The sequence below is a fragment of the Microbacterium natoriense genome (assembly GCF_030816295.1).
GTDB lineage: Bacteria > Actinomycetota > Actinomycetes > Actinomycetales > Microbacteriaceae > Microbacterium > Microbacterium natoriense_A.
This window is the reverse complement of record NZ_JAUSXV010000001.1, coordinates 2,460,997-2,486,306: the sequence shown is the minus strand read 5'-3', so window position 1 is coordinate 2,486,306 and position 25,310 is coordinate 2,460,997. Positions and strand designations below refer to the sequence as shown.

Sequence of the window (25,310 nt, the reverse complement as noted above, 5' to 3'; positions counted from 1 at the left end):
TTGATTTTCCGGGGTATACAAGAACTCTTGTCCAATAAGGGAATCGCTTCTAGCGTGTACTCCCGTGGAAGACATCTCTTTGATCACCGCGATCCACCACCCGCTGAGACGGCGGATCGTCGACTACCTGCACCTGTACGGCACGACGCAGGTGGGTGCCCTCGCACGCGCCCTCGACAGCCAGGTCGGCAGCGTCAGCCACCACCTGCGGATGCTCGAACGTCCCGGTGTCGTCGAGCGCGTCGAGGATCCGAACGGCGACCGGCGCACCAGTTGGTGGCGCCTCGCTCGCCGCGGCATGACCTGGTCGACCGACGACTTCGCCGACTCCCCCGCAGATGCCCTGCTCGCCCGAGAGGCGCAGCGCCAGGGCATCCGCATGCAGATCGAGCGGCTCCAGCGCTGGCATCGACGCAGCAGCGACTCCCCGTACTCCGACTACGACGCGTTCAACACCGAGACCGCGGCCTGGGCGTCGCCAGATGAACTGCGCGACCTCTCGGCACGTCTGCTCACGACGCTGAACGAGTGGAACGCGTCCATCGACGCCGAAGACGGGACCGAACGCGCGCCCGTCTTCTTCTTCGCCCACGCGTTCCCTTCGGAGCCGTGATGGCCGTCACCGAACCCACCCTGATCACCGAGCCTCCCGTCTTCCGACGGGACGTGCGCGTGCACGCCTGGATCGCCGTGAAGGCCCTCTCCGATGCCGGCGACGCCCTCTGGACGATCGCTCTCGCCTGGACGGCCGTGCAGATCGCCTCCCCCGCCGTCGCGGGGCTCATCGTCGCCGCCGGCACCGTGCCACGAGCGATCGTGCTGCTGTGGGGCGGCGTGATCGCGGATCGAGCCGATCCGCGGCGGATCATGCTGCTGTTCAACGTGCTGCGCATCTGCGTGCTGATCGGCGTGGCCCTATGGGTGCTGGCCGCTCCGCCCAGCGTGATCGTGCTGCTCGTGGCCGCGGTCGCGTTCGGCGTGTGCGACGCCTTCTACGAGCCCTCGGCGGGCACGATCGCCCGGCAGCTCGTGAGGGCGTCCGACCTTCCCTCCTACGGCGCCGTCGCACAGACCGCGTCCCGGCTGGGAACCATGGCGGGATCGGCCGCAGGCGGCGTGCTCGTGGCGTATCTGGGCCTGAGCGGAAGCGCCTCTGCGAACGCACTGACCTTCGTCGTGGTCGTCGCGTTCATCGCCATCTGGCTGCGCCCGCGGTTCGTCCTCGCGAGGGCCCCGAAGGAGTCGACGCTGCGCGGCATCGGACGAGGGTTCGCGCACCTGCGAGAGGAGCCGACGACGCGGACACTCGTGATCGCTCTGTCCGGGCTCAACCTCGCCGTCGGCCCCGCCGTCGGCATCGGACTCGCGCTGCGTGCGCACGACGAGGGCTGGGGAGCGCAGGCGGTCGGGCTGTTCGAAGCGCTGCTGGGTCTCGGCGCCGCACTCGGCGCGGTGTGCGTGGCCCGCTGGCGACCACGGCACGAGGCGATGGGCGGCTTCCGGGCACTCGTCGTGCAGGGGGCGGCGATCGTCGCCCTCGGCGTCGGCCCGATCTGGACGGTGGCCGCGTCAGCGTTCGTGATCGGCTGCACGGCCGGATTCGCGTCCGTGCTGCTGAGCGCCACGTTCTCGGCCACGGTCGACACCGCCTATCTGGGGCGCATGGGATCCCTCACCCGTCTCGGCGACGACTGTCTGATGCCGCTCGCGATGGCGGCGTTCGGAGCGCTGGCGACCGCCACCGCTCTGTGGGTTCCGTTCGCGATCTTCGGCGGCGCGATGATGGCGCTGATGGTGCTCCCCCTGCGCAACCCGATGTTCCGCGCGATGGCTCTCCGTACGTAGTCTCCCTCTTCTGCGTGCGATGGAGCCGGAGCGGGCGGATGGCGTCACTAGAGTGATCGGCATGAGCAGCGCCGCCCTCTCCTCGAAGCCCCGATCTGCACCCGCGGACCGCGACCTCACCCTCGATCTCGCTCGCGTCGCATGCGTCGTCCTGGTCGTGTTCGTGCACATTCTGTTCACGGGAGTCGGCCGCGCCGCTGACGGATCACTGCTCATCGAACGGACGGTGGAATCGCAGCCGTGGTTCACCGCTGCGACGTGGTTCGCCAACATCATGCCGTTGTTCTTCGTCGTGGGCGGCTACGCCGCCCGAGCAGGCTGGCGTTCCACCGTCGCTCGCGGAGACTCTGCAGACGCCTTCGTGCGGGTGCGCCTCGCTCGGCTCGCACGCCCCGCGTTGCCACTGTTCGCGTTCTTCACGCTGGCGCTCGGCGTCTGCCGTCTCCTCCGTCTCGACCCCGCGTTCGTCGACACTGTCTCGATCGGCGTGGGGTCGCCGCTCTGGTTCCTCGCCGCCTACATGATCGTGCAGGCGGCTGCGCCGCTGATGATGCGCCTGCACGCGCGATACCGCGGCTGGGTGCTGCTCTGGCTGTTCGCTGCCGCGGTCGCCGTCGACGCTTTCCGGTTCTTGTTCGTCGGGAGCGTGCTCGGGATCGACGCCGTGCCGTCCACCGGCTACGGCCTCGGGCAGGAGCTGTTCGGCATCCCCAACATCGCCTTCGTCTGGCTGTTCGCTCAGCAGGTCGGATTCTTCCTCTTCGACGGCTGGTTCGCGAAACGGACGTGGTCGCAACTCGTCGGACTCGTCGCTGCGGGCTATCTGGTGCTGTGGGGGCAGGTCTCCCTCGGCGGCTATTCGTGGAGCATGCTGGGCAATCAGTGGCCGCCGACCGCGACGATGGCCGTGCTGGCGGTGGTGCAGGCATCCGCTCTCACCCTGCTGCACCGTCCCCTCGCAGCACTTATGCGCACCCGGAGCGCGCAGGGCGCGGTGTTCGTGATCGGCTCCCGGCTGATGACGATCTACCTGTGGCACCTGCCAGTGATCATGGTGCTCATCGGCATCGAGTTGATGCTGCCATGGCCTTTGCCCGCCCCGGGGAGCGCCACGTGGTGGTGGACGAGACCGCTGTTCCTCCTGCTCGTGCTCGCGACGGTCTGGGTGCTGTCTCTGTGGCTGGTGCGCTTCGAGACGGCGCCAAAGCGGGGCATCCAACGCTTCTCGTCGACCACCGCGACGTCAGCGGCCGTCGTCCTGTTCATCGCCCCGACGATCGCGATCACGGCATACGGGCTCGATTTCCCGCTCGCCCTCATCGCGCTCGTCTGCACCCTCGCCTCGCTGTGGCTGACCGGATCGAAGAAGATGTGACCTTCTCGGGCGGTCCGGACATTCCCTGATATGGAGCAGTCGAGCGACGAGGAGATCTGGCGGCGTGTGCTGGACGGCGACGCCCGCGCCTTCGCCCTGATCTGGGATCGGCACCGCGATCGTGTGTTCCGCGCACTGATCTCCCTTCGGAGTGAGCCGACGGACGCCGAGGATCTGTCCGCAATGACCTTCCTCGAGCTGTGGCGCAGGCGTCGCCAGGTGCGATTCGTCGACGCCTCGCTCCTGCCCTGGTTGCTCGTGACCGCGCACAACGTGCATCGCAACGCCGCGCGGGCGAGGCGACGGCACCGAGCGCTGCTCTCCCGGGTCCCGGCGGCGGAGCACGCTCCCGACCCGGCCGACCTCGTGGCCGACGGGACGCCGCTGACGCGAGCTGTGCGCGAGGTGCTCGACGCCGCACGCCCCGACGACCGCGTCCTGCTCGCATTGACCGTGCTCGACGGGCTCACCGTCCGAGAAGCCGCACTGGCTCTGGGCATCGGCGAGTCCGCCGCGAAGATGCGCCTGTCCCGTCTCCGAAGACGTATCTCCGACGTGGCGGAACCCGTGAAGACCGCGGAATCCGCGCCGATCCTGGAAGGAGAGATCACATGAGCGCACAGTTCGACGCCGACCGATCGGCCGCGATCAGGCTGCTGCTGATCGAGGACGTGGCCGCGTCGGCGCCGAGGCGAACCCGCCCGGGGCTGGTCGCCGGGTTGCTGCTGGTCGGCATCCTCACGGGTGCGGGCGCCTCGACAGCAGCTTTCGCGGCGACGGGCGGCTTCGTCACGCCCACCATCGCCCAGCCGAGCAGTCACCCTCAGCCGGATCTCCCTGAGGCCCTCGAGGCACCACCGGGAACGACGCCCGGAGCGCCGCTGATCTCGCTCATCGGCGCACCCTCCGCGCTCTCGGTCGCGGCCCCGACCGAGTATCCGCTCGCAGCACGGCCCGACGGCGTGACGCATGTCCGCGTCACCGTCACCGCGTTGACGCCCGGCTCCATCAGCTGGGGAACGGATGCCGACGGCAACAACCCTCGCGCCACGTTCAACAGCGGCGACATCGGCGGGCCCGGCGACACGACCTGGTACGACTTTCCGCTGGACGACACCACCGGAACGTTCTTCGTCACACCGGCGGACGGCCTGACCGCGACCGTGTCGTTCCAGTACCTCAACATGACGCCGACGCATCTGAAGAGGAACGCCGCCGGCCAGACCTACGGTCTCGACGGGGGGCCCGATGGCGTGCCCGATCTGGTTCTCGTCAGCGGAGTCTCACCCGAGGGGGAAGCCGTGCTCGGCTACGCGCGATCCGGAGAGCTCAACGCGTTCAGCCCCGAGCACGCATCTCAGCCGTCGGATCCGGAGGAAGCGCTCGCCTGGCAGGAGGAGCGCGAACGGGACTATCCGAGCGGGTGGGACATCCCCGTGTTCGAGAGCGACGGCACGACGCGGATCGGAACGTTCCACGTCGGATGAGAACGTTCCACGTCGGATGAGGTGGGCGCCGTGCGCTCCTGTGGCGGGGCGCGATAGCGTGTCGGCATGAACCGACGGCGGCAGGCACGGTGGACGACTCCCGTTCTGGTGCTTGCCGCGCTGCTGCCCGCCTCGGGGTGCGCGGTGAACGCCTGCCCTGCCGTGGGCTACAGCTACGACGGTCCCGCCGTCATCAGGTTCGCGCCCGTTCTTCCTCCGGCAGCGACCGTGGCCTCCTGCTTCGGCGAGGAATGCACTCCCGCCGCCGCAGTCGCCGCATCGGGCGACTGGAAGGTGCCTCAGGAAGCGCCCTACATCCCGGCAGGCAGCATCGCCGCCGGAGAGATCCGCTCTCTTCGCGTCGTCGCCGCGACGTCGAGCGAGGTCCTGGTCGACGGCACCTACGAGATTCCGATCGAGATGGAACCGGAGGGCGTGTTCGGGCAGTGCCCGGGGCCGTTCCGCTTCGAACCCGTCGCCGTCGAGTGGGAGCCCTGAGACCGCATCGGAGACGACGAAAGCCCTCGGCGAACCGAGGGCTTTCGTGTGTTGTGTGACCCCAGCGGGATTCGAACCCGCGTTACCGCCGTGAGAGGGCGGCGTACTAGGCCGCTATACGATGGGGCCAAGTCTTGCAGAGCGTTTCCGTTCCGCGACAACTCATAAAGTATGACATGCGATTTCACACCTCGCCAAATCGGCGCGGGCGGACGCAGGATCCCGGGCGTGGCGCAGCAGACGGGGTTTGCTCCTGCGGCGAATCAGGAGTTGACTCATCGCATGCGCGTCACGAAGTTCGAACATGCCGCCCTCCGCATCGACGAAGGAGGCGACACTCTGCTGATCGATCCGGGTTCGTTCACATCGCCGATCGACGACCTCAGCGGTCTCGTCGCCGTAGTGATCACGCACGAGCATCCCGACCACTGGACCCCTGAGCATCTCGACCGCATCCTGCGAGCAGCACCCGGCACGCCGATCTACGCGCCGTCCGGGGTGGCCGGCGCGGCCGAAGGCCACGAGATCACCGTCGTCTCCCCCGGTGACACGGTGCAGGCCGGCGCGTTCACGCTGCGGTTCTTCGGCGGCCTGCATGCGGTGATCCACTCGTCGATCCCTGTCATCGAGAACGTCGGCGTGCTCGTGAACGACGAGTTCTATTATCCGGGCGACTCCTACGCTTTGCCCGACGAGGTCGAGGTCGGCACGCTCGCCGCTCCGCTGGGCGCACCCTGGCTCAAGATCGGCGACGCCATGGACTACGTGCTCGCCGTCAAGCCACGTCGTTCGTTCGGGACTCACGACATGACGTTGTCGATCGCAGGCAAGACCATGCATCGACAGCGTCTCCAGTGGGCGACGGAGCAGAACGGCGGCGAGTTCTTCGTGCTCGAGCCGGGCGAATCGCTCGACGTCTGAGAATGGCGGACTCCCCCGCCGCCGAACACTCGGCTTCCGAGTCCGATGTCCGCGCGCTTCTGCACGCCGCCGCACCGGATCTCGTCGAACTGCCCCTGCGTCTCGTCGCCGAAGGCTGGGACAACGCGATCTGGAGGCTGGGCGACGACCTGGCCGTACGGATCCCCCGCCGCGACGTGGCCGCACCGCTGATCCGGCACGAACAGCGCGCGCTGCCGGTCCTCGGGCCTTGGCTGGCCGAGCTCGGCGTGCTCTCTCCTGTGCCCGTCGTGAACGGCCAGCCGACGTCGAGTTTCCCGTGGGCGTGGTCTGTGACCCCGTGGTTCTCAGGCGAACGCGCGCTCGGCCTTCCGAGAGAAGACAACGGTGCCTGGGCTGCAGATCTCGCCCGCGCGCTCGGCGCCATCCACCGTCCGGCGCCGGATGATGCACCGTCGAATCCCTTCCGCGGCAACCCCTTGGCGACGCGCGACGGAGGGATGCAGGAGCGGCTCGCGCAGTTCCGCGACCAGCCGGCCCTGCACGACGCATGGGCAGCGGGCCTGGCCGCACCCCTCTCGACCGAGCGGGTCTGGATTCACGGCGACGTGCATCCCGGAAACGTCCTCGTGCGCGACACGCGCATCGCGGCCCTGATCGACTTCGGCGACGTCACAGCCGGCGACCCCGCTTACGACCTCGCCGCGCATTGGCTGCTGTTCGACCGCGCGGGTCGAACGGCGTTCCGCGACGCGACGCGCGATCGCTACGACGGCACGACATGGACGCGTGCCCGCGCCTGGGCCGCATACCTCACCCTCGTCTTCCTGACGCAGAGCGACGATCTGCCCGAGTACCGCGAGATCGGGACGAGCACCGCAGCCGAGCTCGCCCTCCCCGCATCGACGTGATGCACGTCCAAGTCGCGGGTCGTTGAGCGAGCGGAACGAGACGAAACGCAGCGTCAACGACCAGCGGCGGCGGGATGCCTGGCAACACCTCGCACCCGCAGATCCCTCGCGAGCTGATCGCGCTGCTCGATGACGATGCGCCGCAGCGCCGCAGGGGCGTCGTCATGGGCCGCGAGCCAGGCGTCGACTGGCGCGAGCGAATCGGCTGCAGGAAAGAGCCCGACGACGAGACGCTGAGCGAGCTCGATACTGCGCGTGCGCCAGGCATCGGCGATCCGCTCGAAGTACTCCGCGTCGAAGCCCGCGATCAGGTCGCGACGCCCGCCCGCACGGAACCCGGCGATTGACGCGTCCAGATGGTCGTTGCTGAGCGTGAGATCGTTCCAGGCGGCATCCCACGCCTCGGCGCGCACCGTCGCGAGCGGCCGTGATGCTGCGGCGCGCCTGGCGGCGGTGCGTCCACTGCCGGTGTCGTCGCGCTGGGCCTCGGCCGCGATGTCGTCCGTCGAGGCGTGCCCCGTCGTCACGAGAGCAGTGAGCAGCTGCCACCGCAGGTCGGGGTCGACGGTCAGCCCCGCGGGCGCCTCACCGTCGAGCATGGCCCTGATCTCGAGGTGGCGTGCATCGTCGAAGGCGGATGCCGTCGCCACCGCGCGCGCCCACGACAGCTGCGCGTCGCTTCCGGCGTCAGCCGATTGCAGGGCGTTCCATGCGCAGTCGAGCCACGCGCGCTGGGCTGTGCTCTGAGCTTCGGACACCACGAAGTGCCGCAGGGCGAACGCCGCGTTGCCGAGGACGTCGACGAGCAGGCCGATGTTCGATTCCGCGGGCACATGCGCCTGAGCGATCTCGAGGAAGCGCACGGCGTCGAGTTCGCCGTCGCGGGTCGAGTTCCACAGCGACGACCAGACGAGCGCTCGTGCGAGCGGGTCGTCGATCGACGACAGCGACGACGCCGCGGTCTCGAGGGATCGCGCGTCCAACCGGACCTTGGCATAGGTCAGGTCGTCATCGTTGAGCAGCACGAGGGCCGCGTCAGGCAGCTCCACCTCGGTGCGTTCGTCGGTGATGTCCACCGCGACCTGCGACTGGCGCACGAGCCGCCCCTCGGTCCATCCATAGAGACCGACGCGCAGACGGTGTGGACGGGGATCGCTCTGCACGATCACGCGGCCCTCTTCGAGCCACAGAGTCGACACGCCCGACGTCTGGAGCCAGGCTTGCGACCAGCCGCTCATGTCCCGCCCCGACACCTCGCTGAGCTGCACGAGGAAGTCCTCGAGGGTCGTGTTGCCGAAGGCGTTCGCCGCGAAGTACCTGCGCGCCCCTTCGAAGAACGCCTCGTCGCCGACGAACGCGACCAACTGCTTGAGCACGGCCGCGCCCTTGGCGTAGGTGATCCCGTCGAAGTTGAGCTTCGCCGCCTCCAGGTCGGTGATGTCCGCGACGATCGGATGCGTGGTCGGCAGCTGATCCTGCTTGTAGGCCCACGCCTTGCGGCTCGCGGCGAACTTCACCCAGGCGTCGCGGAATCGCGTCGCGGCCGCCGAGGCGTGTGCGCCCATGTAGTCCGCGAACGATTCCTTCAGCCACAGGTCGTCCCACCACTTCATCGTCACGAGGTCGCCGAACCACATATGCGCCATCTCGTGCAGGATCGTGTTCGCACGGGCGGCGCGTTGCGCCTCCGTCGCTGCTCCCCGTGACAGATAGGCCTCGGTGAAGGTGACCAGTCCTGGATTCTCCATGGCGCCGAGGTTGTACTCGGGGACGAAGATCTGGTCGTACTTTCCCCAGGGGTACGGGTAGGCGAAGGCATCCGTGAAGAAGTCGAGCCCCTGCCGTGTGATCTCGAGGATCTCGTCGGCTTCGAGGTGCTGCGCCAGCGAGCGCCTTGCGAAGACCTTCAGTTCCACGCGCTGCTCTTCGCGCTCCCAGAGACCGTCGACACGGGAGTAGGGGCCGGCTGCGACGCTCGTGATGTAGCTGGAGATCGGCAGCGTCGGTGCGAACTCGACCCGCTGTACACCGACACCCGCATCGATCTTGACGGGCGTCTGGTTGGACAGCACCTCCCACCCGGCCGGCGCATCCACGACGAAGGTGTACGCCGCCTTCATATCCGGCTGCTCGAAGCAGGCCATGACTCGTCGCGAGTCGGCAGGCTCGTACTGCGTGTAGAGGTACGTCTGGTCATCGGCCGGATCGTGGAAGCGATGCATGCCCTCGCCCGATCGGCTGTATGCACCGGTCGCCGACACGACGACGACGTTCGACCCCCTCAGTCCTGTCAGCATGATCCGTGCGCCGTCGTAGACGACGGGAGCCTCTTCACCGTTGACCGTGACGCTCTCGACGGATTCGCCCATGAAGTCGAGCCACGTCTCCGCCTCGATCGCATCGAACTCGAGCGTGGTCGTCGTCGGGAAACCCGTGCGGGCACGTTCGGGAGCTCCGGTCAGGTCGAGTTCGACGCGGATGCTGCGCACGGAGACCGTAGCGGATCGCGCCGCGGTCTCCTCACGGGTGAGGTTGGCTGTGTCCATGCCTCCATCCTGTCATCCGCGCCCCTCACTCCCCTCGCACGACCGTGACGCTCACCTCGTACGACCGTCTGTTGCGGAATGCAACAGTCGCGCGTAGTGTTGCATAAAGCAACAGGAGGCAAGAATGGGCACACGACGCACGGACAGCGAAACCGTACTCCGCTCGCTGGTCGCCATCTCACGACGCGGCCTCGTCGACGCCCGCTTCGGCGACGCGCCGCTCTCAGTGACCGACCAGTCGATCGTGATGGCGATCGCCGAGCAGCCCGGCATCCGCTCCACCGACATCGCGAGGATGTTCCGCCTCAACCGCTCCACGGTGTCGCGTCAGCTCGCGGGCCTCACCGCTCTCGGCATCGTCTGCGAAGCGGATGCCGGAACCGGACGCGGGCGCCCGCTTGAGCTGACGCCCGCGGGGGCCGCCGCCTACCGCGGCACGCTCGATGCACTGCAGGACGTCATCGAGACGCACCTCACCGCATGGTCGGATGCCGAGGTCGCTCGGTTCGCGCACGATCTCGACCGCTTCGACCGTGCTGGCGAAGAAGGAACCCGACCCACAAGGTCAACACAGAAGGAAGAGAAATGAAGAACATCACCGTTCTCGGCACCGGCGTCCTCGGATCGCAGATCGCGTACCAGACCGCCTTCCACGGCTTCGACGTCGTCGCATACGACATCGACCAGGCGGCGCTCGAGCGCGCGTCCGAACGGTTCCGGGGACTCGCCGCGCGATACACCGCCGACGGCGTCGCAGGCGCTGCCGACGGTGGAGCGGAATCGGCGATCAGCCGCATCCGGCTCACGCATGACCTCGCCGACGCCGCCTCTGACGCGAACCTGATCATCGAGGCCGTCCCGGAGAACCTCGCGCTCAAGCAGGGGATCTATCGCACCCTCGCCGAGGTCGCACCGGCGAAGACGATCTTCGCCACCAACTCGTCGACGCTCCTGCCGAGCGACATCGTCGACGCGACGGGTCGCCCCGACCGATTCCTCGCCCTTCACTTCGCCAACGAGATCTGGTCGCACAACACGGCCGAGGTCATGGGCACACCCGCCACAGACCCCGCCGTCTACTCCAAGGTCGTCGAGTTCGCCGCGCAGATCGGCATGGTTCCGATCGAGATCAAGAAGGAGAAGGCCGGCTACCTGCTGAACTCGCTTCTCGTGCCGTTCCTCCAGGCCGGCGCCGAGCTGCTCGTCGACGGCATCGCGGAGCCTGCGGCCATCGACGCGACCTGGCGCATCGGCACCGGGGCGCCGAAGGGCCCGTTCGAGATCTACGACATCGTCGGCCTCACGACCGCGTACAACATCTCGCGCATGGGCGACGAGAAGCAGCAGAAGTTCGCCGATCTGCTCAAGGAGCAGTACATCGACAAGGGCAAGCTGGGCCTCGCCACCGGCGAAGGCTTCTACACCTACCCGCACGAGGGCTGAGGCGCATCCTCCAGCCTTCGAGCCGGTCGTCGCCCTGTGCGACGGCCGGCTCCTGTCATCCCAGGAGTCTGCGGATCGCCGTCTCCGGCGACACCGAGAGATCGAGCGTCCGACCACGCGCGTACTCGCGGAACACGCGGGGATCGACGTAGCTCCCCCGCGCGACCGCCGTCGTGTTGCCGAGACCCGATGCCGTCGCCTGCACGGCCAGCCGCTCGGCCCGCCGGCGATCCTGCCGCGCCTGCATAGGTCCGATGCGGGCGAGCACATCGGCGGCGAGGATGGTGCCGTGCAGCGTGCGGAAATCCTTCGCCGAATACGACGCCCCCGTGAGCTCGCGCAGATACGAATTCACCTCTGTCGGGGTGATCCGCACTCGCCGACGGCCCTTTCGGTAGGCGAGCAACGGCGCCCGCGGCGATCCCGCTGCGAAGTCGGCGATCGCGTCGGCGAGGACGGCGTCGGTCACCTCGACCGACGCCGTCCGTCCGCTTTTCGCGGGGAAGCACAACGAGACCGACGGCCCATCGACGCGGACGTCTCGCCGCTGCAGGGTGGTCAATCCCCGGCTTCCATGGCGGACGAGGTATCGCTCGGATCCGACCCGCAACGCGGCATCGTCGAGCAGCCTGAACGCGAGTGCCAGGGCGCGCTCCCTGGTGAGTCCGTCTGCCCGCAGGCTCCTGGTCGCTCGCCGCCTCGCCGTCGGCAACGCCTCGGCCAGGCGCAGGGCTCGCGAGAACTTCCGGCGGTCTCTGCGCACCCGCCAGAGCGGGTGGTAGAGGTATTGCCGACGGCCCGCATCGTCCGTGCCCACCGCCTGGATGTGAGCCAGCGGATCCGCGGCTATCCACACGTCCGTCCACCGAGGCGGGATCACCAGGTCCTGGATCCGCTCGCGGTCAGCCGCCGAGACGGACTGCCCGTCTGCGTCGACGTAGCGAAAGCCGGATCCGGAGCGCACACGGCGGAAGCCGAGGTCCTCTCCGGGGATCACCCGCACCAGGCTCATCATCGCCCCTCCTCACATCATCGACGACTCTTCCTCGTCGGTCTTCGGATGTGGAGGGAGTGGCGCGTGCGAGCGCCACCTGCTAAGGCTGAGGGCTCGCGGGCGCGGCGAACACCGCTCGCATGTGATCGCTGGTGAGGAAGTCGGCGATGCCGATCATGATGAGGCTGAAGACGATCTGCTCGGTCACCATCCACACGGGGTACAGTCCGGGGATCGCGGCGAGCACGAGCGTGATGACCGGGAAGATCTGCGCGAACAGGCGCAGCCGCACGTAGGCCCAGCGCCACCCGAGCGAGGCGCGCCAGGCGAAGTAGAACAGCGTGGCGGTCATGCCGAGCACGACGACCGTACGCATCCAGACGCTGAACGGCACAGTGTCGCCTCCGGCGGCGAGAATCAGTGCGACCACGACGGCGCCGATTCCGAGCACCAGCTCGGCCACCAGCAGCCAGAGGATCCACCGGAAGGAACGGCGGGTCTTCGGATGCCGTCGGGATTCCTCGTCGATCGCATACCCGGCCTGGCGTCCGCCCGCGATGCGATCTAGACGGAGGAACAGCGATTCGAACGGCATGCCCGAAGCCTATGCGGCGGCGCATCCCTATCCATCGTCCGAACGATGGAGATGCATGCCGTCGTGCCGCGAAGCCCGGGAGCGCCGCCCCGCGTATCAGACCTGAACGGCGACGCCGTTCGCGGCGGGATCGAGGACGCGCTCGAGCACGAGAGCGAGCACGCAGACGAGGACCGCACCGGCGACCATCGCCGCGATGAACCACCCGCCGAGCCCCTCGCCCAGCATCACGCCCGCCACGAGCGGTCCCGTGATCGCTCCTCCCTGGAACGCGGCGGAGTTGATCGCGTTGTAGCGCCCTCGCGTGGCATCGGTGGCGAGGTCGTTGTAGATCGCCGGAACCGTCGGCTGCAGCATCGTCTCACCGAACGCGAACACGCCCATGTACGCGATGACGCCGACAGCCGCGGCGAGCGTGCCGGGAAGCAGTCCCGCGCCGCCCAGCAGGAGCCACGACGCGGCCCAGATCACAGCCATGAGCTGCATGACACGGGTGCGCCGCCGCCCGGTGATGAGCTTCAAGACGGCGAACTGCAGCAGGACGATCACCGCGGTGTTGACGGCGAACGAGATGCCGACGACCTGCGTGGACACCTCGGCGACCTGTCGCGCGAAGGCCGGGAAACCCGCCTCCATCTGGCCGTAGCCGATGAAGACTGAGAGGAACGTGAGAGCCGTGATCCAGAGCACGACCGGACGGCGGAGGATCTCGCGGTACCCGCCATGCTCGGCTGGTATGTCCGCTTCGTCTGGCTGCGTGCGGACGTGCCGGAGAGGTCCGAGCAGCAGGCCGAGCGGCACCAGGCACGTGACGGCGTCGATCAGGAAGATGGTCGTGAAGGTACTCGGATCGTCGACGTTCACGAAGAAGCCGCCGATCACCCCTCCGATGCCGATGCCGAGGTTCACCAGGGCGAAGTTCACGCCGAAGTACTGCTGGCGGACCTCGCCGTCGACCACGGTCGCGATGAGCGCGTTGAAGCCCGGCCAGGAGACGCCGAAGTTCACGCCGATCAGCATGACGGCGACCGTCGCGACGAGCGGATGCGTGGCGAAGGCGAGCAGGACGCAACCCGCGATCATCGCGATCAACCCCGCGATGAGCACGCGTCTGGCGCCGATGCGGTCGATCAGGGTGCCTCCCGGCCCTGTGATGATCAGCCCGGTGATCGCGATGAGGCTCATGAGCGCACCGGAGAATCCCAGATCGAACCCGCGCACTTCATGCAGGTAGATGATCGTGAAGGGCAGAGTCATGCCTCGTCCGAGCGTCTGCACCGCCACTGTCGACAGCAGCCACCGCCCTTCTGCAGGCAGGGCGTTCCAGAAGCTTCTCATACCGACCACCAGTGCATTCTTGCGGATGCCGCCGACATGCTCGCTTTCCCCAGGCCCGCGGGTCTGGAATCATCCTGTCTATGGCCATGTCTTTCGAGGAGTTCCAGGGTTCGCTGCTGAACGCAGATCAGCGGGCTGCGATGGGCATCCATCTGACCGACGCTGAAGCGCACGCCGTCTACGCGGAGGCGGCGACCGCCCAGGCCTGGTACTCGTATTGGCTGTCGACGCAACCGGCATCCGCCCCGCCCGCGGAGTACGTCATCGCGCCCGCGCCCTACCCAGGGGCCGCCGTCGACCAGCCCACCGTGCCGATCTCCGACCCCTATGCCGCTCAGCCCACGGGATTCCCGACCGCGACCACGCCCTATCCCGATTTCGCCTCGTCGATGGCATCCGCTCCCCCGAAGAAGAAGCACACCGCCCTATGGGTGATCCTGTCGATTCTGCTCGTGCTGATCCTCGCCGCCATCGGCACGGTGGTCTTCGCATTCGCCACCGCCCGCCACTGGACGGCGATCGACGTGCCCGAGCATCCGGAGACGTTCCACACCGAGGAGTACGACACCGGGCTGTACGACGTCACGATGGACGAGATCAACCCGTGCTGGGTGAACCAGGACTGGACGGACTGCACCAACCTGTACGTGGCCTCGTACAACGCCGCGTGCAGCGGTGTCAGCCTGACCGACAGCGGGTCCGCCGTCTGCACGGACTACGCCGACATGATCGAGCAGATGAAGGCGCAGGACGGCGAGGGTTACTACGTGGAGACGCTCGGCGGGTACGGAGGACTGCATCAGACGGCCGAGCGCGCCACCCGCGAGGTGTCGAACAACGACTACACGCCCGCAGAGACCCACGAAGCGGTGTGCTACCTCGGCTTCATCGGCGAATGCGGAACCAGCACCCGCACGACCACGGGCTGACGGACTGCGACGTCGTCAGCGCGAAGGCGACACGGTCACCTGAAGGCTCTTCATGAGCGGCTGATCGCTCTGAGCGCTGAAATCGCGGTGACCGATGAGCACGTTCATCTCCGGCATGTAGCCGGCGGCGCTGCCTCGAGGCAGGTCGTACGCGACCGCCCGGAACCCGCGTACCGCACGCGTGGAACCGTCTTTCGACGTCGAGACGATGTCGACCGGATCGCCCTCCGCGATTCCGCGCTCGCTCATGTCGTCGGTGTGCATGAAGATGAGCTCGCGGATGTTCTTGACCCCGCGATAGCGATCGTCGTTCGAGTAGATCGTCGTGTTCCACTGATCGTGCGAGCGCATGGTCTGCAGCACGAGGGTGTCGGCCGCGGCAGGGATCACATCGGGCAGCGGTGCGTGGGAGAACTCGGCCCGGCCCGAGTCGGTTCCGAATTCCCTCTCCCTCGCCCCCTGCGGGATCCGGAACCCGTGCCGATCGCGGATGAGACGGTTGAAGCCCTCGAACCCGGGGAGCACCTGGGCCATCACGTCGCGGATGCGATCGTAGTCTGCGACGTACTCGTCCCAGGGCGTGCGCGTGTCCGGCAGGGTCGCTTTCGCCATCCCGGCGATGATCGCGGGCTCCGACAGGAGATAGGCGGATGCCGGCTGCTTGCGTCCCATCGACAGATGCACCATGCTCATGGCGTCCTCGACCGTCACCCCTTGCAGGCCGCCGGACTGCTCATCGCGCTCGGTGCGCCCGAGGCAGGGCAGGATCAGCGCCTTCTCACCGTGAACCAGATGGCTGCGGTTCAGCTTGGTGCTCACCTGCACCGTGAGCCGGCAACGGCGCAGGCCCTCCGCGGTGAAGGCGGTGTCCGGCGCCGCCAGCACGAAATTCCCGCCCATTCCGACGAACACCTTCACGGAACCGTCGTTCATGCCGCGGATCGTCTTGACGGTGTCGAGTCCCGGATGCCGCGGCGGGTCGATCTCGCACACCTCGGCGAGACGGTCGGTCCAGGCCGGCGGGCGATGGTCGATGCCGCACGTGCGGTTGCCCTGCACGTTGCTGTGGCCGCGGATCGGCGAGGGTCCCGCGCCCGGCCGGCCGATGTTCCCGCGGAGCAGCAGAAGATTCACGATCTCGCGGACGGTGTCGACCCCGTGCTCGTGCTGGCTCACGCCCAAGCACCAGCTGATCACCGTGCGCTCAGAGGCGAGGTAGACCTCGGCCGCCGATCTGATCTGGGCCTCCGACAGACCCGACTGACGGATGAGGTCAGGCCATTCGGTGGCGTCGACCAGCATCCGGTACTCATCGAAGCCTTGCGTGTACTGCGCGAGGAACGCACTGTCCAGAGCGCCCGGGTCGCTCTGCGACCTCTCGAACAGGACCTTGGCCATGCCGCGGATGAGCGCCAGGTCGCCGCCGGGACGCACCTGCAGGTTCATCGTGCCGGTGTCGGTGCTCTTGAACAGGGCCATGTCGACGAACTCGTGCGGGACGATGGTCCGGGTGGCCCCGGCCTCGATCAGGGGGTTCACGTGGACGACCTGCGCGCCCCTGCGAACCGCGTCCGACAATGCCGTGAGCATGCGTGGGGCATTCGAGGCCGCGTTGACGCCGAGAACGAAGAGAGCGTCGCACTGCTCCCAGTCGTGCAGATCGACCGTGCCCTTGCCGGTCGCGATGGAGGCGTTCAGCGCCCGCCCCGACGCCTCGTGGCACATGTTGGAGCAATCCGGCAGGTTGTTCGTCCCGTACTCGCGCACCATCAGCTGATACAGGAAGGTCGCCTCGTTGCTGAGTCGGCCTGACGTGTAGAACGCGGCCTCGTCGGGGCTGTCCAGTCCCCGAAGCTCGTCGCCGATGACGGCGAAAGCCTCCTCCCAGGAGATCGGAAGGTAGCGATCCGTCTCCGGGTCGTAGGCCATCGGCTCGGTCAGACGCCCCTGATCCTCCAGCTCGAAGTCCGTCCAGTCGGCCAGCTCCGACACCGTGTGCTCCCAGAAGAACGCCCGCTCGACGCGCTTGCGCGTCATCTCCCAGGTGACGTGCTTGATGCCGTTCTCGCAGATGTCGAGCTTCAGGTTGCCGAGATCGTCGGGCCAGGCGCACCCGGGGCAGTCGTAGCCTGCGATCGGGTGGTTCATCTTCAGCATCGCGAAAGGACCTGCGATGGGCTCGCGTTCACGCAGCACCACGCGGCCCACCGACGCAGCCGCACCCCAGCCGGCTGCGGGGTGGCGATACGGCTTGCGCGACCACGGTCGATCGGTGCGCGGTCCGTACCCGCCCTGTCGCGGCTCGGCAGGAAGCAATCCGAATGCCATCCCCCGACGTCCTCGATCCTCAGTGCTCACCGGTCATCGCCCCTTCGTTCACCGTGTCGCGTGCCGTGGCGCGCGTGATCCTGATCCGCTGCGCGTGCGCGTAGACGTTCATGCTCCGCCCGCGGACGAAGCCCGCCAGGGTCAGCCCGGAGCTCTCCGCGAGCTCGACCGCCAATGACGACGGCGCTGAGACCGCTGACAGCACCGGAATGCCGGCCATCACCGCCTTCTGCACGAGTTCGAAGCTCGCCCGCCCCGACACCTGCAGCACCATGGCGCGCAGAGGCAGTCGCTCGTTCAGCAGCGCCCAGCCGACGACCTTGTCGACGGCGTTGTGCCGCCCCACATCCTCTCGCAGCACGAGCATCTCTCCCGTGGCGCCGTCGAAGAGCGCCGCCGCGTGCAGTCCGCCGGTCTTCTGAAACGCGTCCTGACCGGCCCGCAGCCGATCGGGCAGGCCGGTGATCCACTGATCGTCGATCTCGAGTCGGTCCCCGCCGACGTCGTAGCGCGAGACGGTCGAGACGGCGTCGATGCTCGCCTTCCCGCACACGCCGCACGAACTGGTCGTGTAGAAACGTCTGGCGTCGTCGGCCGTCGGCAGGCGCACCCCGGTGCCCAACGCCACATCCAGCACGTTGTAGGTGTTCTCATCGCCTCCCGTGCCCGGTCCGCCGCAATGGATCGCCGACCGGAACTCGTCTGTCTGGCCGATGATGCCCTCGGAGACGAGGAAGCCGGCGGCGAGCTCCACGTCGTGCCCCGGCGTCCGCATCGTCACAGCCAATGCGGTACCCGCGATGCGGATCTCGAGAGGTTCCTCCACCGCGAGCGTGTCGGCGCGTCGATCAGCGCCTTCTCCCGCGGTGATGCGGAGTACGGGTCGTCGCGTCGTGATCCTGCCCACGATGCCGACCCTACTCGCGCTCACGGCATTCGACACGACTCCGCGCGCCGTCGCTTCATACTTCAGGGGCACGAGGCGCTCTGTGCGCCCGAACGGATACCGTTGACCCATGTCGTCTCCGACGCCGGTCACTCGGCCTCCCCGCGCATGATCACGATCGACGAGCACCGTCAGCGGATCCTCGAGGCGGTGACCCCGCTCCCCGCCGAGCTGCTTCCGCTCTCGGCGGCACGCGGGCGTGTACTTGCGGCGGAGGTGCGCAGCCGGTGGCCGCTCCCCCTCTTCGACGCCTCGGCGATGGACGGCTACGCGGTGCGACAGGCGGATGCCGTCTCCGGGGCCGTGCTCAGGGTGATCGCGGATGTGCCGGCAGGCGCCCCCGACGACCCCGCTCTGGGCCCGGGCGAGGCGGCGCGCATCATGACTGGCGCCCCCGTGCCGAGCGACGCCGACGCCATCGTGCCGCTCGAGCACACGGATCTGGGGACGGCGGTGCGGCACGACGCGCCGGAGCGCGTGACCGTGCTGACGGCGGCGGCGCATGGGGCTCACATCCGGCGCGCAGGCGAGGATCGCGGGGCGGGAGAGGTCGTCGTCGATGCCGGCGCCGAGTTGAAAGCATGGCAGCTCGCCGCGATCGCCTCGTGCGGATACGACCGGGTGCTCGTGGGGTCTGCCCCTCGAGTCGCCGTGATCTCCACAGGAACCGAGCTCGTACCGCCGGCATCGACGCCCGACCGCGGGCAGATCCCCGAGTCGAACTCGGTGCTTCTCGCGGCGGCGGTGGCCGACGCGGGCGGTAACGTCACCGCTGTGCGCTCGGTTCCGGATGATCCCGCGCTTCTCCGCCGCACCGTGCAGGGCGTGCTCGACGTCGCCGATGTCGTCATCCTGACCGGCGGCGCCAGCGTCGGTGCGTTCGACGTCGTCAAGGCCGTGATGGGACCCGAGTACGGCATCCGCTTCGACAGCGTGTCGATGCAGCCGGGCAAGCCGCAGGGATTCGGAATGCACCACGGCGCGCTGGTCTTCTGCCTGCCGGGCTCTCCGCTCGGGATGGCCGTGTCGTTCGAGGTGTTCGTGCGCCCGGCGCTGCGTGCACTGGCGGGTCACCGCGACGTCGAGCGACGACGGTTGACGCTGCCCGCGAGCCGGTCGTGGCGGGTGCGCGCAGGCAAGACGCAGCTTCTCCCCGTCGTCTTCGACGGAGACCGGGTCGAGCCTGCGACCAAGGGCAACGGCTTCCATCCGATCTCCTCCCTGGCGGTCGCCGACGCCCTCGCGATCATCCCCGCCGATGTCGATGCCGTGCTCGAAGGCGATCTCGTGTCGGTGATGCTCCTGTGACCGCCGACCACGGCATCGCGGGTCCTGCGATCGTCCTCGCCGGAGGGCGTGCCCGCCGACTCGGCGGCGCGGACAAGCCGATGGTGCCGGTGGCCGGGCGCCCGCTGATCGAGCACGCCATCGAGGCGGCTGCGACTCGACAGCGGATCGTGGTGGTCGGCGGCCCCTTCGAGATCGACGACGATCGCGTCGTCTGGGCGCGGGAGGAGCCGCGCTTCGGCGGACCGGCCGCGGCGCTGGCCGCGGGACTCGACGCTCTCGGCCATGTCGACACCGTCGATTCTCACGAAAGCGACGCAGAGGTGCTCGTGCTGGCCGCCGACCTCCCCGAGGCGGTCCGTCTCGTGCAGCTGCTCGACGCGGCCGCATTTCCCGCCGATGTCGACGGCGTCGTCGGAAGCGATGCAGCAGGGCGCGAGCAGTGGCTCGCGGGGCGCTATCACCTCGCCTCGCTGCGTCGCGCCGTGCACGCGCTGGCAGAGGCCGACGGAGCGTCGATGCGCGATCTGCTTTCGGGCCTCGTGCTCCGAGCAGTCCCTGTCGGCGGAGCGGCGACGGATCTCGACACCTGGGAGGCGATCGACGAGTATCGAAGAGCGCACCCGGCGAACAGTGGGAAGGACCACATCATGACCGACTCCCCCTCCGACCTCGAGACGTGGGTGCGCGCGACGGCCACCGATCTCGGCCTGGATCCCGACCAGGTCCCGACCGGACTTCTCCTCGACGTCACGCGCGAGACCGCACACGAGGTGGTACGCCCGGCTGGGCCGGTGACCACGTTCCTCATCGGCCTCGCGGTCGGACGCGGCAGCACGATCGATGACGCCGTCGCGACCGTTCGAGCGCGCATCGCCGAGTGGCCGGGCGGCAGCTGAACGGAGCCGGCGATAAGGTCTCACCTCGTCTCAGCGCCCTCACGATCACCGGGCGCACGGCGCCCGAGTATGGGGTTCGGCGATGAGAGCGAGCTGATTGCCGTCGGGGTCGACGAGGTAGGCGATGCGCAGTCCCGAACGCTCCACACGCGGCTCGTGCAGCCGCGGGAATCCCGTCTTTCCGATGGGGATGCCGGCAGCGATCGTGTCGCGCCACAGCTCATCGAGGTCGGCGACCCGGATGCTGCAGCGGAACGAGCTCGTCCACGGGTCGAGACCTGAGACCGGGAAGAACTCGAGCTCGACGGATCCGCGCCTCAAGATCATCCAGCCTTCATCGCGGAAGCTCTCGATGAAACCGAATCGCGCGTAGAAGGCGCTCGTCGCGAGGAGATCTCGTGAGGGGAGATTGGGAACGGCACGGTCTCCGCTCACTCCGGCGCCTCGTTCGCGCTCGGTTCGATCCTGCACCGGATCGCATGCAACAGGAACGTCGCGTACCTCATTCGCACTCCCCTTCGACGCTGTCGCACCAGCCGCGGGACGGGCACTTCCCGATACGACAAAACCCCCGGATGACCGGGGGTTTTCATCGTGCTGGGGTACCTGGACTCGAACCAAGAACAACGGAACCAGAAACCGCCGTGTTGCCAATTACACCATACCCCAAGGGCGAAACCGGAGCCTCGCACCGAGATTCAACCTTACCCGACCCGCACCCCGGTGCCAAATCAGCACACGCCGCCCGCGCGTGGCGCGGAAACGAGAAGGAGACCGGCTCAGAACGCGACGACCGCGCCCGACTGCGGCGTGGTGATCCATCCGGTCAGGTCGAATCCCTGGTCACGGGCGGTCTGCAGGAAGTCCTCCACCACCGCGTCGTCGGCCTGCGCCTGCCTCGACAACAGCCACAGGTACCGGTGATCCGGCGTGCCCACGAGCGCGTGCTCGTAGTCCTCGTCCACGCGCAGCACCCAGTAGTCGGCGCGCGTGAACGGCAGCCAGCGGAGCTTCTCAGGCAGGAACGACACACGGAGCCGCCCCGGGTGATCCGGATCCGGTGTCGCCTGTCCGAGGGCTCGCTCGGGCTCGCCGTTCTTGTCGAGGCAGCGGTTGTCGACTGTCACCGTGCCATCATCGGCGAGCGAGTACTCGGCAGTGACGTCCCGCGCCTCGTCATCCTCGAACCGCAACGGCAGACGCCCCTGCTCGTACCACAGGCCCAGGTACCGTGCGAGCTCGAGCGCGGATACTGAGCGCGCCATCTTCTCGTCCATTGCTGCCTCCTCCGGCTCTTCCTGTCCGAACTTAGAGGGCGCCTCGCGATCCCGCTATGGCCTTGAACCGGTTGCGAACATGTGCCACGGCGCCGCCGGGGTGGGCATACGCGAAAGGGAGAGGCGCCGGCCGTCAGCGCCCCTCCCTCCCGTCGTGTCTTCGCCTCAGCCCGCGAGCTGAGCGGACAGCGCGCGCAGGCGACGCAGCGATTCGTCCTTGCCGAGCAGTTCCATCGATTCGAACAGCGGAGGCGACACGCGCCGACCGGTGATGGCGACGCGCGGAGGTCCATAGGCCACGCGCGGCTTGAGCTCGAGGTCCTCGACCAGGGCCTTTGCGAGAGCATCCTGGATCGGCTGCGGCGTGAAGTCGGTCACCGGCTCGAGAGCGGCCACGCACGCGTCGAGCACCTCGGCGGCGTTCGCCGGCAGCCCCTTGAGCGCATCAGCCTCGTAGGAGATGTCGTCGGTGAAGAGGAAGCCGAGCATGCCGGGCGCCTCGCCCAGCAGTTGCACGCGCTCCTGGATCAGCGGGGCCGCGCGAAACGCCAGCACCAGTTGCTCGCGAGTCGGCTCATCGAACAGGCCGGCCGCGGCCAGATAGGGCACGATCCGCTCGGCGAAGTCCTTCTCATCGAGCATCCGGATGTGGTCGCCGTTGATCGACTCGGCCTTCTTCTGGTCGAAGCGCGCCGGGTTCGGGTTCACGTTCACGATGTCGAACGCCGCGGTGAACTCGTCGAGGGAGAACACGTCGCGGTCGTGGCCGATCGACCAGCCCAGAAGAGCGAGGTAGTTCAGCAGACCCTCGTGGATGAAGCCGCGCTCGCGGTGCAGGAAGAGGTCGGCCTGCGGATCGCGCTTGGACAGCTTCTTGTTGCCGGTCTCGCCCAGGACGAGCGGCATGTGCGCGAAACGCGGCACGAAGGTCGTGACTCCGGCGTCGATCAACGCGGCGTAGAGGGCCAACTGACGAGCCGTGGACGGCATGAGGTCCTCACCGCGCAGCACGTGGGTGATGCCCATGAGCGCGTCGTCGACCGGGTTCACGAACGTGTACAGCGGCACGCCGTTCGGGCGCACGACCACGAAGTCCGGGAAGGATCCGGCGGGGAAGGTGACCTCGCCGCGGATGAGGTCGACGTAGGTGAGGTCCTCGTCCGGCACGCGCAGGCGCAGAGCGGGCTGGCGGCCCTCGGCGCGGAACGCGGTCTTCTGCTCCTCCGTGAGGTCACGGTCGAAGTTGTCGTAGCCGAGCTGCTTCGCGCGGCCGTTCGCCTCGTTGCGGGCGTCGATCTCCTCGGCGTTCGAGTAGCTCTCGTACAGAGCGCCGGTGGCGACGAGCTTGTCGATCACGCCGCGGTAGATGTCGTGGCGCTGCGACTGGCGGTACGGCTCGTGCGGGCCGCCGACCTCGACGCCCTCATCCCAGTCGATCTTCAGCCACGTGAGCGCGTCGACGAGCTGACGGAAGCTCTCCTCGCTGTCGCGCGCGGCGTCGGTGTCTTCGATGCGGAACACCATCTTGCCGCCGGTGTGGCGGGCGTACGCCCAGTTGTAGAGGGCGGTGCGGATCATGCCGACGTGCGGCAGACCGGTCGGAGACGGGCAGAAGCGGACGCGGACGTCGGCACCACTAGCGGTCGTGGTGAGGGGGTGAGGAGTAGCCATAGCCCTTCGATTCTACGCGGCGCGCCCTCGCGCGAGCGGCGAGAGCACCACGATCGCGACGACGATGACGGATGCGGCGATCCCGAGCCCCGCGTACTGGAAGTTCGACAGGATCACACCAGCGAGCACGGCGCCTGCGGCCGCGCACAGGCTCATGAGGGAGTCGCTGCGTCCTTGACGCCGGGTGCGCAGCTCGGGCGCACTCGATTCGGTGAGCAGCGCTGCGCCGGCGACCGTCGCTGCGCTCCAGCCGAGCCCGAGCAGGATGAGCGCCACGATGACTCCCCACGCCTGATCATTGGCGAACACGGCGAACGCCAGAGCGCCGCCGAGCAGCACCTGACCGATCAACACCACCCGCAGGCGGCCCAGGCGATCCGCGAGGATGCCGAACACCGGTGACAGCGCGTACATGCCGCCGACGTGCAGCGCGATCGTGATGCCGACCAGTGCCGAGACGTCGGCAGGCGTCGTGGCCGTCCCGTGCATCTCGTGCGCCATGTGCGACAGATGCACCGGGGTCATCGCCATGACCGACGCCATCACCACATGCGACCCCGCGACTGCGAAGATCGCATACCGCGCCACGACCGGCCGATCCTCTCGTACGGTGCTGGCGACGGTTGCGGCTGCCCTGGCGAGCCGTTGTGCCGTCAGGAGCGGATCGGGCCTGAGCGCGACCAGATACAGCACGAGGGCGAGACACTGCGCGACGAACGAGAACGCGTAGGACCCCGTCTGCGGCGGCATCCCCAGTGCATGCCCGACGACCTCACCCGGAGCGAGCAGCAACGGCCCCGCCACTCCCCCGATCGTCGTCGACCACACGACGATCGACAGGTCGCGACCGCGATGCTCCGGGGCGGCGAGATCGGTGGCGGCGAACCGTGACTGCAGGTTTCCCGCGTTGCCCGCCCCGATGGTGAGCGTGCCGAGCAGCAGCAGAGGGAAGATGCGCAGCGCCACCGCGAGCACCACGATCATGATGCCGACCAGAGCGAAGATGTTGCCGAGCGTCAGTGCGCGCCGCCGTCCGACGCGGGCTGCCATCCTCGCGAGCGGGATCGAGCAGAGCGCCGGCCCGAGGGTCACGGATGCCGTGGCGAGGCCCGAGAGACCGTCGTCGCCCGAGAGATCCGCCGCGAGCAGCGCCCCGAGGGACACTGTGGCGCCGAAAGCGATCCCGCCGAGCACCTGCCCCGCAGAAAGCACCATGACGGTGCGCCGCTGCACGGCCGCCTGCTGCTCGGCGGCGAGTGTGATCACCGCGCGTCGCGAACGGCGTTGCGCAGGATGCCGAGTCCTGAGATCTCGACCTCGACGATGTCACCAGCGTCAAAGGCACCGACACCGGCGGGTGTGCCGGTGAGGATCACGTCACCGGGCAGCAGAGTGAACACAGCCGAGGCGTACTCGATGATCGACGCGACGGAGTGGATCATGTCGGTCAGCGGAGCGTGCTGGCGCACCTCTCCGTTCACGCGGGTCTCGATCGTGGCGGACGCGGGATCGAAGTCGGTCTCGATCACCGGCCCGAGGGGGCAGAACGTGTCGAAGCCCTTGGCTCGCGACCATTGTCCGTCCTTGCGCTGCAGGTCACGCGCCGTGACGTCGTTGCCGATCGTGTACCCGAGCACGTAGCTCAGAGCGTCCGCCGCCGTGACGTTCTTCGCGATCTTGCCGATCACGACGGCGAGCTCGCCCTCGTACTCGGTCTGCTGCGAGAGCGATGGGCGGACGATCGTGTCGCCGGGGCCGATCACCGCGGTGTTCGGCTTCAGGAAGAGCAGAGGCTCCTCCGGAGCCGTTCCGCCCATCTCCGCCGCGTGGTCGTGGTAGTTCTTGCCGACGCAGACAACCTTCGACCGCGGGATGACCGGCGCGAGCAGCGCGGCATCCGCGAGCGGCACCCGCTGCCCCGTGGGTTCGTAACCCGCGAACATCGGGTCGCCGGCGAGCACGACAAGGTCGGACTCGTCGACGATGCCGTACATGATGGCGTCGTCATGGCTGAATCGTGCGATCTTCACCAGTCCACCCT

At 68.2% G+C, this 25,310-nt stretch carries 24 protein-coding genes and 2 tRNA genes; 13 read left to right on the top strand and 13 right to left on the bottom strand.

Annotated elements, in window-relative coordinates:
• The first annotated feature begins 64 nt into the window (after positions 1–64).
• The 6 genes from QFZ53_RS11500 (at position 65) to QFZ53_RS11475 (ending at position 5,205) form a co-directional block, all read left to right on the top strand.
• Positions 65–613: an ArsR/SmtB family transcription factor gene (locus QFZ53_RS11500; RefSeq protein ID WP_307296482.1), complete on the top strand. Its 549-nt coding sequence runs from the start codon at positions 65–67 to the stop codon at positions 611–613.
• Positions 613–1,845, top strand: a complete 1,233-nt coding sequence (locus QFZ53_RS11495; RefSeq protein ID WP_307296480.1) for an MFS transporter — start codon at positions 613–615, stop codon at positions 1,843–1,845. Before QFZ53_RS11500 ends, QFZ53_RS11495 begins: the two co-directional genes overlap by 1 nt.
• A gap of 61 nt (positions 1,846–1,906) precedes the next feature.
• The gene (locus QFZ53_RS11490) at positions 1,907–3,220 is read left to right on the top strand and encodes an acyltransferase family protein (RefSeq protein WP_307296477.1); all 1,314 of its coding nucleotides are present in this window, start codon (positions 1,907–1,909) and stop codon (positions 3,218–3,220) included.
• Positions 3,221–3,250: 30 nt separating this feature from the next.
• Entirely contained in the window at positions 3,251–3,835 is a 585-nt protein-coding gene (locus tag QFZ53_RS11485; protein WP_307296475.1) for an RNA polymerase sigma factor, read from the top strand.
• Positions 3,832–4,707, top strand: coding sequence for a hypothetical protein (locus QFZ53_RS11480; protein WP_307296472.1), 876 nt, complete (start codon positions 3,832–3,834; stop codon positions 4,705–4,707). Before QFZ53_RS11485 ends, QFZ53_RS11480 begins: the two co-directional genes overlap by 4 nt.
• A 66-nt stretch (positions 4,708–4,773) precedes the next feature.
• The gene (locus QFZ53_RS11475) at positions 4,774–5,205 is read left to right on the top strand and encodes a hypothetical protein (protein WP_307296469.1); all 432 of its coding nucleotides are present in this window, start codon (positions 4,774–4,776) and stop codon (positions 5,203–5,205) included.
• Positions 5,206–5,261: 56 nt separating this feature from the next.
• Here the strand turns inward: QFZ53_RS11475 and QFZ53_RS11470 are convergent.
• Positions 5,262–5,334, bottom strand: a tRNA-Glu gene (locus tag QFZ53_RS11470).
• A gap of 153 nt (positions 5,335–5,487) precedes the next feature.
• Between QFZ53_RS11470 and QFZ53_RS11465 the strand changes: the two genes are divergently transcribed.
• Together QFZ53_RS11465 and QFZ53_RS11460 are read left to right on the top strand one after the other, a co-directional pair.
• Positions 5,488–6,126 carry an MBL fold metallo-hydrolase gene (locus QFZ53_RS11465; protein WP_307296468.1) on the top strand — a complete coding sequence of 213 codons (639 nt, stop codon included), beginning with the start codon at positions 5,488–5,490 and terminating at the stop codon, positions 6,124–6,126.
• A gap of 2 nt (positions 6,127–6,128) precedes the next feature.
• On the top strand, positions 6,129–7,016 hold the full coding sequence (locus tag QFZ53_RS11460; RefSeq protein ID WP_307296467.1) for an aminoglycoside phosphotransferase family protein: 888 nt from the start codon (positions 6,129–6,131) through the stop codon (positions 7,014–7,016).
• A gap of 53 nt (positions 7,017–7,069) precedes the next feature.
• Here the strand turns inward: QFZ53_RS11460 and pepN are convergent, their stop codons facing one another.
• On the bottom strand, positions 7,070–9,562 hold the full coding sequence (gene pepN, locus QFZ53_RS11455) for an aminopeptidase N (RefSeq protein ID WP_307296465.1): 2,493 nt from the start codon (positions 9,560–9,562) through the stop codon (positions 7,070–7,072).
• Between the two features lie 124 nt (positions 9,563–9,686).
• Between pepN and QFZ53_RS11450 the strand changes: the two genes are divergently transcribed.
• Complete coding sequence (locus tag QFZ53_RS11450) at positions 9,687–10,151, top strand: MarR family winged helix-turn-helix transcriptional regulator (protein ID WP_307296463.1); 465 nt, start codon at positions 9,687–9,689, stop codon at positions 10,149–10,151.
• Positions 10,148–11,005, top strand: a complete 858-nt coding sequence (locus QFZ53_RS11445; RefSeq protein WP_307296462.1) for a 3-hydroxyacyl-CoA dehydrogenase — start codon at positions 10,148–10,150, stop codon at positions 11,003–11,005. The genes QFZ53_RS11450 and QFZ53_RS11445 overlap by 4 nt, the downstream gene beginning before the upstream one ends.
• Positions 11,006–11,060: 55 nt before the next feature.
• Here QFZ53_RS11445 and QFZ53_RS11440 read toward each other — a convergent pair whose 3' ends face one another.
• From QFZ53_RS11440 to QFZ53_RS11430, 3 genes are all read right to left on the bottom strand, one after another.
• On the bottom strand, positions 11,061–12,020 hold the full coding sequence (locus tag QFZ53_RS11440) for a DNA topoisomerase IB (RefSeq protein ID WP_307296460.1): 960 nt from the start codon (positions 12,018–12,020) through the stop codon (positions 11,061–11,063).
• A gap of 79 nt (positions 12,021–12,099) precedes the next feature.
• On the bottom strand, positions 12,100–12,594 hold the full coding sequence (locus QFZ53_RS11435; RefSeq protein WP_307296458.1) for a hypothetical protein: 495 nt from the start codon (positions 12,592–12,594) through the stop codon (positions 12,100–12,102).
• 96 nt (positions 12,595–12,690) lie between these two features.
• Positions 12,691–13,932: an MFS transporter gene (locus QFZ53_RS11430; protein WP_307299399.1), complete on the bottom strand. Its 1,242-nt coding sequence runs from the start codon at positions 13,930–13,932 to the stop codon at positions 12,691–12,693.
• A gap of 80 nt (positions 13,933–14,012) precedes the next feature.
• Here QFZ53_RS11430 and QFZ53_RS11425 point away from each other — a divergent pair, with 80 nt between their 5' ends.
• Complete coding sequence (locus QFZ53_RS11425; protein ID WP_307296457.1) at positions 14,013–14,861, top strand: hypothetical protein; 849 nt, start codon at positions 14,013–14,015, stop codon at positions 14,859–14,861.
• A 15-nt stretch (positions 14,862–14,876) separates the two neighbouring features.
• On the opposite strand, the gene QFZ53_RS11420 is transcribed toward QFZ53_RS11425, so the two are convergent.
• Together QFZ53_RS11420 and fdhD are read right to left on the bottom strand one after the other, a co-directional pair.
• Complete coding sequence (locus tag QFZ53_RS11420) at positions 14,877–17,189, bottom strand: FdhF/YdeP family oxidoreductase (RefSeq protein ID WP_307296455.1); 2,313 nt, start codon at positions 17,187–17,189, stop codon at positions 14,877–14,879.
• 19 nt (positions 17,190–17,208) lie between these two features.
• A complete protein-coding gene (gene fdhD, locus QFZ53_RS11415; protein WP_307299397.1) occupies positions 17,209–18,096 on the bottom strand; it encodes a formate dehydrogenase accessory sulfurtransferase FdhD in 888 nt (295 codons plus the stop codon).
• A 102-nt stretch (positions 18,097–18,198) separates the two neighbouring features.
• Here fdhD and QFZ53_RS11410 point away from each other — a divergent pair, with 102 nt between their 5' ends.
• The gene (locus QFZ53_RS11410) at positions 18,199–19,443 is read left to right on the top strand and encodes a molybdopterin molybdotransferase MoeA (RefSeq protein WP_307296453.1); all 1,245 of its coding nucleotides are present in this window, start codon (positions 18,199–18,201) and stop codon (positions 19,441–19,443) included.
• A complete protein-coding gene (locus tag QFZ53_RS11405) occupies positions 19,440–20,321 on the top strand; it encodes an NTP transferase domain-containing protein (protein ID WP_307296451.1) in 882 nt (293 codons plus the stop codon). The genes QFZ53_RS11410 and QFZ53_RS11405 overlap by 4 nt, the downstream gene beginning before the upstream one ends.
• Before the next feature lie 45 nt (positions 20,322–20,366).
• On the opposite strand, the gene QFZ53_RS11400 is transcribed toward QFZ53_RS11405, so the two are convergent.
• The 6 genes from QFZ53_RS11400 to QFZ53_RS11375 all read right to left on the bottom strand — a co-directional run bounded on the left by QFZ53_RS11400 (position 20,367) and on the right by QFZ53_RS11375 (position 25,299).
• Positions 20,367–20,756 carry a bleomycin resistance protein gene (locus tag QFZ53_RS11400; RefSeq protein WP_307296449.1) on the bottom strand — a complete coding sequence of 130 codons (390 nt, stop codon included), beginning with the start codon at positions 20,754–20,756 and terminating at the stop codon, positions 20,367–20,369.
• Positions 20,757–20,918: 162 nt separating this feature from the next.
• Positions 20,919–20,990 (bottom strand) — tRNA-Gln (locus tag QFZ53_RS11395).
• 110 nt (positions 20,991–21,100) lie between these two features.
• Positions 21,101–21,598, bottom strand: coding sequence for a lipocalin family protein (locus QFZ53_RS11390; protein WP_307296445.1), 498 nt, complete (start codon positions 21,596–21,598; stop codon positions 21,101–21,103).
• Between the two features lie 165 nt (positions 21,599–21,763).
• Positions 21,764–23,269, bottom strand: a complete 1,506-nt coding sequence (gene gltX, locus QFZ53_RS11385; protein WP_307296443.1) for a glutamate--tRNA ligase — start codon at positions 23,267–23,269, stop codon at positions 21,764–21,766.
• Between the two features lie 12 nt (positions 23,270–23,281).
• Positions 23,282–24,484 carry an MFS transporter gene (locus QFZ53_RS11380; protein WP_307299395.1) on the bottom strand — a complete coding sequence of 401 codons (1,203 nt, stop codon included), beginning with the start codon at positions 24,482–24,484 and terminating at the stop codon, positions 23,282–23,284.
• Positions 24,485–24,531: 47 nt separating this feature from the next.
• Complete coding sequence (locus QFZ53_RS11375; RefSeq protein WP_307296440.1) at positions 24,532–25,299, bottom strand: fumarylacetoacetate hydrolase family protein; 768 nt, start codon at positions 25,297–25,299, stop codon at positions 24,532–24,534.
• Between the last annotated feature and the right edge of the window lie 11 nt (positions 25,300–25,310).